The organism is Loktanella sp. DJP18 (assembly GCF_049310965.1).
Lineage (GTDB): Bacteria > Pseudomonadota > Alphaproteobacteria > Rhodobacterales > Rhodobacteraceae > Loktanella.
On sequence record NZ_JBMERN010000339.1, the window covers coordinates 1 to 1,082 of the forward strand.

Here is a 1,082-nt window from a genome sequence, read left to right on the forward strand (position 1 = left end):
CTTGGATTCAAGTTTGAAGTGCGACGGTTGGTTTAATGGCCGCAAGTTCTTCGGCCATGGCTTCGGCGGGAGTTCTCCATCCTAGTGTCTTACGAGGACGGTGGTTCATCATGCGTGCGACGTCGTTCAGGGCGGTTTGACTGAGGCAGCTTAGGTCGGTCCCTTTCGGGAAGAACTGGCGGAGCAGGCCATTTGTGTTTTCGTTTGATCCACGTTGCCACGGTGCGTGAGGATCACAAAACCAGATGTCGATCTTCAGACGGCGAGAGAGTTCTGGGTGGCATGCCATCTCAGAACCACGATCATAAGTCATCGACTGGCGCAACGCTACGGGCAGACGTTTCATCTGCCGCGTAAAGCCTTCGAGAGCAGCGTTGGCGGTACAGCCCTGCATCTTGCTGAGAATGACGAAGCGCGTCTTGCGTTCCACAACCGTGCCTATTGCTGAGCGATTGAAAGCCCCCTTGATCAGATCGCCTTCCCAATGGCCGGGAACCAGGCGTGCCTCGATGTCTTCGGGACGATGGATAATGCGCAACGTTTCCGGTACTATAGCTGAGCCCGCTAAGGTCGTGCGTCGCATGCCGCGTTTCGGCTTGGCCTGCCGCAGCGCCTCAATCATCAGCACCTTCAACCCGCCACGTGGTTGAGCGTAGATTGCAGCATAGATCGCTTCGTGACTGATGCGCTGGCTGGGATCATCTGGATGCATAAGCCGTAGTCTGGCCGCGATCTGCTCTGGCGACCAGCGCCAATGGATCAGACGATCGCGGACCCAAGCATAGTATGGAGCCGCGGGCACCAGTTTGCGCCGCCGGCCGGAGCGTCGTGCGGACGCGTCTCGAACCTGGTGTGATCTCTGAGGGTCATACCCCGTAGGACTGGCCCCCAGCACAAGCTCGCGCCCAATGGTGCCATGATGACGGCCAAGCAGCCGACCGATCTGACGCAGGCTCGATCCCCGCCGGTGCTCCGCAAAAATTACGCCACGTTCCTCGGCATCCAGGTGGTTGTAGTGTCTGTCCATAGCAACATCCTATGCCCTTTGGGCTCTGGTGTCGCACTTCAATCTTGAGGCTAAG

The 1,082-nt window shown here is 58.1% G+C and carries 1 protein-coding gene; it reads right to left on the minus strand.

Going from position 1 to position 1,082, the window contains the following annotated elements; all coding sequences use genetic code 11:
• Positions 1-7: 7 nt before the first annotated feature.
• Positions 8-1,027, minus strand: a complete 1,020-nt coding sequence (locus tag ACOI1H_RS25745) for an IS30 family transposase (RefSeq protein WP_422441177.1) — start codon at positions 1,025-1,027, stop codon at positions 8-10.
• Positions 1,028-1,082 lie beyond the last annotated feature (55 nt).